Genomic DNA, 8,445 nt, shown 5'->3' with positions numbered 1-8,445 from the left:
TGTTCATGTAATTAAAGTCAACCCGAATCATACCTTTCACTCATTGTAGTAATTGTGGTCAGAAAGTACCATTAACTTGATCAGTTAGAATTCATTCTTGTCCATTATGTAAAATAGTTTTAGATAGAGATGAGAATGCTGCAATTAACATATTGCAATAAAACATTAAACGAGGTGGGTATCATCTTGCCTGCTTGTGGAGGCGTAAGACGTTAATCAACCTGTGTTCGTGCAACGTTGCGCCAGCAGGAGCAAGAAACTTTTTTGTTTGAGAAACTTCCGTTATCATCTCCGATTTAACGGGAGAGAACTTCACCTATACTGAAATATTAATATTAAAAATATATTCACAAGGAGCCTCCGTATACATGCAGTGGTCAAACTCTCTATCAACCCGTCCCTCATTAGAAGCAGCAGTTAAAGAAGTAGCACAAAAAAGTTTAGAATCATTAGGAACTACAGCAGATTTAGGACTGGTATTTATCTCCTCAGCCTTTACCAGTGAATATTCACGACTCATGCCTCTACTAAAAGAATATTTACCAGAAACAGTACTCGTCGGTTGTGGAGGTGGTGGTATAGTTGGTATGAAAGATGATGGAAAACCACAAGAATTAGAACACCAACCAGCCATTAGTCTCAGTTTGGCACATTTGCCAGAAGTCACAGTAACAGCTTTTCACATCTGTGCAGAACAACTACCAGACTTAGACAGTTCTCCCGATGACTGGTGTAATCTCATCGGAGTACCTACTACAGACAATCCTCAATTTATTATACTCGCTGACCCATTTTCTGCCAAAATCAATGACCTGCTTCAAGGGCTAGATTATGCTTATCCTAATTCAGCTAAAGTCGGAGGATTAGCTAGTAGTGGCCCAACTGGTAACAGTGCAGGACTTTTTTGTGAAGACCGCCTTTGTGAAGAAGGAGCTGTAGGAGTCTCTCTATCTGGCAATATTATTTTAGAAACAATAGTAGCACAAGGCTGTCGGCCTATTGGTAAACCATATCGTGTTACAGAAGGAGAACGTAATATAGTTCTAGAACTTGAAGAATTAGTTAGTTCTGACCAAATGGTAGGTGGTATTAAACAATCTCCGCTAGAAGCATTACAAGGCTTAGTACAAAATCTCAACGAACAAGACAGGAAGCTAGCAGAAAATTCTCTCTTTGTCGGTATAGTAAGAGACGAATTTCAGCAAAACTTAAAACAGGGAGATTTTCTCATCCGTAATTTAATTGGAGTTGACCCTAAAGCAGGAGCGATAGCCATTGGTGATAAGGTAAGGGCGGGCCAACGAATTCAATTTCATTTACGAGATGCTAATACCTCAGCAGAAGATTTAGAAATTTTACTAGAGCGCTATCAAAGAGAAGTTTCTTTTGAGACTAAATCTACAAATAATGCTACTGCTTTAATGTTTGCTTGTTTGGGAAGAGGAGAAGGATTATATGGTAAACCTAATTTTGATTCTAGATTATTTAGTAGTTATTTGAATATTCCTATCAGTGGCTTTTTCTGTAATGGTGAAATTGGTCCGGTGGGTGGTAGTACATTTTTACATGGTTACACCTCTGTATTTGGTATTTGTCGTCAACCTTCTTGAAGAAGGAAGAAGGAAGAAGTGGATGGGGACTCAAACCTCAACCAATTGTCAACATCCTGTAGACGGCGGGGTATTATACCAATTTGATAAATTATTTGCTACATTTTCGCATTGTGGGGGAGTAGGGGAGCGTTGCATAAATGCGGGGTGATTTTAATCGTTTTGTGGAATGGGCATCTTGCCCGTTCCCGTTCCCCCCGTTCCTGATATTTTCACCGCAGGCAAGATACCCATCCCACTTATATTCATCCCGCCCCTACGCCATTGATGAGGGGAGTGGGTAGGGACGTTGCATGCAAGGTCTCTACGTTGAAGTAAACACAAGAATAATTAACAATAAATGGCTAATAACTGTCAAAAAAAATATTCAATCTATGTTAATTATTTAATGATTGAAGTTTCACTTAAATATACCATTCTTTTTTCAAGTTGGTATTATACCAAATCTCATGCATTATTGCTACATCTCCTTGAGAGTAGGGAGTAGGGACCCACCCCTAACCCCGACCGTGGAGGGGAAAAAGGAGTAGGGAGTAGGGTGAAAAGAGATAAGATATCTTGGTTTAATGCCGATAATCGTTATAAACATTACTAAACGATTATTATTACTTAATAACTGAAGTTCATCGGAAGTATCGCATTAATGCATGGGAATTGGTATAATACCAAAAGAAAAAAATAATTAGTCAAAAGTCAAAAGCCAAAAATAGTAACTTTTAACTTGACTACCTTTAATGATTTATAAAGATAAAATTATGATTTTTTTTAAGGAGAGCTAATTATTGCAACAGTAACGTAGCATTATTATCAATACTTTTAGTGGCGCTAAAACTTTCAAAATATTGTCTAGCATGAGGCGGAAATTCAGGGAAGTTAAACACAGCATCACCACCCGCAATATCTGCCCAAAAATAACGTAGACTAGGGGCAAGTTTTTCTGCTTTTTCTGGTGATAAATTTACAGGAGGATTAGTCAAAAGTTTAAACATAAAACGAAAGGATCGATCGCCAAGCCAGTTTCTAGAAATATCGCTAAGATTGGGAAAATTAGGCAAAGAATTAACTCGATGACTTTCAATTTTTAAAGACTGTTGACCACTAGAGTCGGTAGTAAAATCAATGATGCGATAAGGATGAGGATAAGTAACTAAAGAACCAGTTGTAATTTCATAAATTCCTTGATATTCAGCAACATCCTGAACATGAAGATGACCAGTAAATATCAGCTTAACTCCAGCAGATTGAAGAATATCTAACAATGCCAACCTATTTTCTAACATATAACGACGACCAAGGGAATTATGGGATTGATCTGGTAAATGTTCAATCACATTATGATGTAACATCACCATCACTAATTCCTCTTTTGTAGTAGTTAAAATCTGTTTCAACCAATCTAATTGTTCTGCTTCTAAACCACCTGTATATTCTTGTTTGCCCGAACTATCAAACTGATTAGAATTAAGCCCAATTATTCGTACTCCAGGCAAAATTTGTTTAGTGTAATATAATCGTTCCTCGTAATCAAATCCACAATGGTGATAATAACTAGGAAAATCTGCCAAACCAATAGAATAGTCATTGGTAAACTTCGTTGGTACATCGTGATTACCAGGCACTACATAAACTGGATAGGGAAGTGTCGCTAATTTTTTACTTAACCAGGTATGATTTTCAAGCTCACCATCTTGAGTTAAGTCTCCAGGTAATAGTAAAAAATCAATATCTAGCTTACTTAAATTTTCTAATACTACTTCAAAAGCAGGAATACTCACTTCTACTAAATGAAAACGATGCGCTTGTTCCGCAATAGTATTAGGAACTGCAATATGTAAATCACTAGCAATAGCAAATCTAAAATTCAAAGCCATGGAAAAAGTCCTCTGGAAATTAGGCTAAATCAATCGTTAACTAGCTATCAGCATTTTCCGTACCGGAATGCTATGCAAACAGCACTCAGCTTTGTAGTGGGCTAAAAGTTTGGGTTTAAACCCCCTTAGCGCAAAGCTGACTACTAAAGGCCAATCGACTGTTTGCGGAGCATTCTGGACCGAAACGCTTTTTAATTATTTCTATAGATTTTCATTATATTTCACAACTAGCGATCGATCACAAAGATGGCCTTAAATCAGAAGTTAGAAGTCAGAAGTCAGAAGTCACAAATAATCCCTCACTAACTTTGAACATTTTGCATTTTCATAGATGTCCGCGCCCTATTTGCATAGTTATATAGATGAGCTGACCTACCACTAATTAATAAACTTGTTGCAAAATAAGCTAAAAGAGTAGCTAAAACTCTTATATGTTAAAGGTTTTAGTCTTTGTTTATTTACCTAAATTGAAAGGCTTATACAGTAAGCTTTTGAGCAGTTTTAGTTTTTATTTCCTAACAACTCTAATATTTTAATGTTTAGTGGGAGTCTCAAAACAATTTATACTCCGGCAATGATGTAGTACAAGGAAAGGGCGCTAACACACCAAAAGCTTAAAACTCAGACAACGCCAGATTTTTCCTTCTTCCTTCTGTTGTAGATAATGAATCGCCTAGATAATGAATCCCCTAGATAACTAAAGCTTTCTTCCTTCTTCCTTCTGCTATAAAAGCTACATCCGCTAGTCCTAGAGAATTGAGAATTGAATTATTTCTTAATAAATTCAAAAAACTGCCGTAAGACAGGAAGTTTAATTTTTGTCTATACTAAACTAATAAAATAAAATGTTAAATGAATTTTATTATAGATACTTAACCTAATAATTATCTATCCTTAAATAAAATGTATTTTTTTGCTAACTGTATTACTCGCCGTATTACTCATATATATAAACATATAAAATAGTTGACGGTGAGAGATGATAACATTAATATAATAATCAAAAGGCAATCTGTAAATCCTAGGTGAAAGCAATGCCAGAAGCGGAACTTCCTGGAAACCAAAATTTACCAGAAACCAATAATCCAGTAAGTAATCAAAAACTGGGCCATGACGATCATGTAGACCAAATCAAACCAGCTCTTGAATCAGAAATACACACATCTGTCCCAGAGGATGATGAGTGGGAAACAGTTAATTTTCCTGGTGTCATTAGTGTCGATTCAATTCCAGTAGTAGGAACAGCTTCAGCAGAAGCCAAAAATTTAGTACCAACCAATCAAAATCAACCTCAAAAAAAGTCCCAGGAAATTTCAGAAATTAAAGTCCGCCCAACAAAAGACTCCATTGAATATCTAGAATCTACAAATCTCATGGAAGCTCTACATGATTGTAACCGCGAACTGGTAAATCGAGTTACAGACCTAGAAACAGCCTTAGAAGAATGTCAAGAAACTCTAGAAAATCAAGAAAAGTTGCTAGAAGAAAGAACTAAAGAATTAGCAGCAACTCAACAACAGGTAACTCGCCTATTCTACAAGTTGGAACTATGTAATCAAATTATTCAACGTCAGGAAGTTTTAGTAGAGTCTCTAACAGACAAGTGGGATGTGAGTCAGCAACAACAGGCGCAAATGGAACGAGAATGTGCCTTAACCAAACAATCTTACAGTCAACAAATTTATCATCTCAAAGAATTAGAAAATAGTTGCAAAGAATTGCGGGCAAGACTATACCGCCAGCAGCAGCAAACTCTACAGTTTAAAGCAGCATTAGAAAGATGCTTAGAAATGCCAGGGAGAATAGATACAATGGATATACCAACAGAAATATCTACAGAAGAATCTCCGGTAATAGCATCTCAGGTGAATTCTTTATCTGAACCTCAAAAACAAGAACATCTCTTTGTCAACTTTAACACTAAAAAACCACCCTCATTAAATTCCGAACCAGTTAAACCTTGGTCGCCACAGCAAAAAAATCAACAGCAGCAAGAAGCTCTTTTTAGCAAGAAAGAAAAAAATATTGCCAAAATTAGCCTGGACAAGAAAATAGATTTACCACAAGCTTTAGCAGAACCTGAAAAAGTAGAATTATCAGAACAAAATATTTATCAAAACGAGTTACCTCAAGAGGTCAGTACAAGTCAATTAAATCCTAGTTTACCCTCGTTTAGTAGAATAGGTGAAGACCCAAATTATGAATTGATAGATGAAAAATCACCAACAATGGCATTAGAAGAGATAGAGTCAGAAGAATATGTAGTTATGGAGGAAAACTATTTAGATGAATATAGAAATTCATCTCAGGAAGTAGAAAAATTGGCAGAAAATAACATAATAGTAGAGGAATCTCTAGAAGGTGATACTTCTGAAGATGAAGCAATAACAACAATTAAAAGCGAACGCATATCATGGAATATAGCTACAGGAAAGTGGAATGTTAGTGAGTATCAAGAAGATCCAGAAAAAGACATAGATCCAGAAGGCTTTTTTGAAGTATCAGAGGATGTGCAGCGGAGTAAATTAGATCTACCAACTTGGGAACCACTTGTATTTGAACCTGAAGTTATTGAAGAAGATGTGGTATCAGAAGTCCCACAAAAACAGCACCTGTCACTAGGAGCAATAGATTTACCCAGCTTTCCTAGAATTCCTATTGACGATCAACCATCGGCAGTGAATGGGTAAAATAAACATCTCCAAAAAAAATCTAGAAACGTTGATCAAGAGGCAGGGGTCAGGGGGGAAACTTGCTGTGGATAAATAGCAGAATTTTTTTTGAACGCGCTATTAAATGGACTGTATAAACGTTTCTAGAATAGTTGCTAGAATAGGAATATTTATTATTTTCTGGAGATGTCTAATATAATTTGTCAGAAGCAAGTAATAGACTAGAAAATATTTAACTACATGACAACCGCATCTGGATCGTCAGTAAGACCTGTTCCCCGCACCTCTGTATCACCAGCCCATTGAGAGCCATCAAAAACATTATACCAAAGCCAGCCACTATCTCCCCTGCCTTGGTGAAATACATAGATTTGGTCATTCTATACTACTGCTGATGGACTCGAAGTCATTCCTGTTCTCTTTACCTCTGTATCACCAGCCCATTGAGAGCCATTAAAAACATTATACCAAAGCCAGCCACTATCTCCCCTACCTTGGTGAAACACATATACTTTGCCATTGTATACCACTGCTGTCGGTAATATAATCATTGTCCCTAATACCAATTCCCATGCATTAATGCGATACTTCCGATGAACTTCAGTTATTAAGTAATAATAATCGTTTAGTAATGTTTATAACGATTATCGGCATTAAACCAAGATATCTTATCTCTTTTCACCCTATTCCCTACTCCTTTTTCCCCTCCACGGTCGGGGTTAGGGGTGGGTCTCTACTCCCTACTCTCAAGGAGATGTAGCAATAATGCGTGAGATTTGGTATAATATCATGTCGGCTGGTATAGTTCGTGTAAACCCAAAGGTGAATATCTACAGGAAATTTAAGTTTTTTTCTTGCTCTTAAGTATTCTTTCCTGTTCCCTGTTCCCAGTTAAGTGTTCCCTACCCTTGCTATACAATACCGATGCTACCGGACATGATATAACTACTTTCAATTATCATAGAATGTCCTCTGTGTGGCCAGAAAAAGACTCATAAGCACGGAAAAACCAGCAGCGGAAGTTTGCTAAGGTCTGGAGGCAAACTGAGGTGACTGTAAGGTTAGTGGTAAGCTATTTCAATTGGATTTGGCTTCATGCTCTCAAGGAAAATACTGCTGCACAAAGATCTAAGGAACGCGTTCGCGGAGCGTTGCGGAGCGCAGTATCGCTCCTGGGAAATGGAATGACTTAATTACTTATCCCACACTTTGCGCTCTGCACTACCAACTCTACTTCAGGTTCCGCAACCTTAACAAATCTACAAACAATCTGAGTTCCAATATTGTCGGGGATTTACGGTTGAGTATATACAATCTGAGTTCCGATATGCTTCGGAATTTACGGTTGATCATCTAATATAGAGGCTATAGCGCTACGCGCAAGGCAACAGGCAACAGGCAATAGGCAACAGGGGAATACAAAAGGGTTTGCTGCTTCTATTCATGTCAAACACCTTAATGGGTAGCGCTATAGTTGAGGATGGCTTTATTGCACGAATATCCTGAAACTCTTGCAGTGTAATACTTTATCATTAATCATATTTATTGATAAATGCTTGCTTTATAATCCTTCTAGCACTTTTATGCAACAAAGCCGTTGAGGATTGTAATTATTTCAGTAGCAGTATAGTAGGCTTTTTATTCCCCATCTACCATTAGTATACTAGAACTACCCCTTAGAGCTGATTCATAAAGTAAATCTTAAATTAGCTAGTCCCTTGACCATGAGTGGGATTAATCAGCCATAAATCATTGCTTCACTTACATCTGAATAGACTTCATAATCCTTACATAGCGCGCCTAAATCTATTTAGCCACCCATGCATTGCCTTCAACAATCCATCGCGCACGGCAATTGCTCAAAACTCTCTGAGGTTCGTTTGATCACTTCCAATAGCGACGCCATCGCCACAAACCTGCCTAAGAGCATGGGCAAAGTTTTTACCAGAATAACCCTGATCTACCCTGACTACCTCGCTCTTTCGATAGTTTGTCCTTTGCCTCATTGAGTACAACTACTGCTCCTAAACCTTCTGAGGCATTTGCCTCACTCACCAGAACTCCAATTATAGCAATGAGCGCTGGTGTATTTACAAATTGCAGGAGATGTCCAATAGCTAAAATCTTATATTATAGGCAATTTATTCCCCCTTCCGGAGCTGTTGCCTTCCGGAGCTGTTGCCTGCGCACAGCGCTATAATAATCCGAATCGAATCTACCACCATAAGGCGCTTACGGCCTTTAACTTTCTTACCACCATCGCGCGCCGTAGACAGCTCCCTTTTTTCTGTT

5 protein-coding genes and 1 pseudogene are annotated in these 8,445 nt (G+C 37.6%); 3 read left to right on the top strand and 3 right to left on the bottom strand.

Features of this window, described 5'->3' with window-relative positions:
- Positions 1-89: 89 nt before the first annotated feature.
- Complete coding sequence (locus tag F6K27_RS34195; RefSeq protein ID WP_275670474.1) at positions 90-161, top strand: zinc ribbon domain-containing protein; 72 nt, start codon at positions 90-92, stop codon at positions 159-161.
- Between the two features lie 207 nt (positions 162-368).
- A complete protein-coding gene (locus F6K27_RS31565; protein ID WP_287280181.1) occupies positions 369-1,610 on the top strand; it encodes an FIST N-terminal domain-containing protein in 1,242 nt (413 codons plus the stop codon).
- 779 nt (positions 1,611-2,389) lie between these two features.
- Here F6K27_RS31565 and F6K27_RS31560 read toward each other — a convergent pair.
- Positions 2,390-3,481, bottom strand: a complete 1,092-nt coding sequence (locus F6K27_RS31560) for a metallophosphoesterase (RefSeq protein ID WP_287280006.1) — start codon at positions 3,479-3,481, stop codon at positions 2,390-2,392.
- Between the two features lie 1,034 nt (positions 3,482-4,515).
- On the opposite strand from F6K27_RS31560, the gene F6K27_RS31555 reads away from it, so the two are divergent.
- Entirely contained in the window at positions 4,516-6,171 is a 1,656-nt protein-coding gene (locus F6K27_RS31555) for a hypothetical protein (protein ID WP_287280008.1), read from the top strand.
- Between the two features lie 362 nt (positions 6,172-6,533).
- On the opposite strand, the gene F6K27_RS31550 is transcribed toward F6K27_RS31555, so the two are convergent.
- On the bottom strand, positions 6,534-6,704 hold the full coding sequence (locus F6K27_RS31550; RefSeq protein ID WP_287280010.1) for a hypothetical protein: 171 nt from the start codon (positions 6,702-6,704) through the stop codon (positions 6,534-6,536).
- Positions 6,705-8,359: 1,655 nt separating this feature from the next.
- Positions 8,360-8,445 (bottom strand): annotated as a pseudogene (locus F6K27_RS34495) (IS5/IS1182 family transposase); the annotation flags it as partial.

This window comes from Okeania sp. SIO2F5, assembly GCF_010692685.1.
GTDB classification, from domain to species: domain Bacteria; phylum Cyanobacteriota; class Cyanobacteriia; order Cyanobacteriales; family Microcoleaceae; genus Okeania; species Okeania hirsuta.
The sequence above is the reverse complement of the archived record's forward strand: the minus strand, read 5'-3'. Positions and strand labels throughout refer to the sequence as shown.